Source organism: Leifsonia sp. SIMBA_070, assembly GCF_046534635.1.
Taxonomy (GTDB): Bacteria; Actinomycetota; Actinomycetes; order Actinomycetales; family Microbacteriaceae; genus Leifsonia.
In genome coordinates this window covers 1-268 of the sequence record NZ_JAWRYK010000346.1, presented here as the reverse complement: position 1 = coordinate 268, position 268 = coordinate 1, and the positions used below count along the sequence as shown (strand labels likewise).

Annotated in this window: 1 protein-coding gene; it reads right to left on the bottom strand. The window is 66.4% G+C overall.

What is annotated here, in order from left to right:
- Positions 1 to 247 (bottom strand): NUDIX domain-containing protein (locus SB754_RS20620; RefSeq protein WP_410784224.1); only part of this gene is annotated, 247 nt, incomplete at its 3' end.
- Between the last annotated feature and the right edge of the window lie 21 nt (positions 248 to 268).

The following is a 268-nucleotide window of genomic DNA, read 5'->3' as shown; positions in this document are numbered from 1 at the left end:
ACCAATAGTCGATGCTTCCCAGAGCGGTCAGGATCCGGCCGTCGATGCCGGTTTCCTCGGCGATCTCCCGGATGGCGGCTTCCCGGCTGTCCTCTTCATTCTCGGGATGGCCTTTGGGCAGGCACCACTCGAGCCGGCCGCCGCGGTTGAGCCGGGCAATGATCGCCACCGGCAGGTCCGGGGATGAGGAATCCACCACGATTCCACCCGCGGAAACCTCTTCCACCGTGGGAAGAGAGGCATGCACCGGATGCGCGCCGGCGCCGCA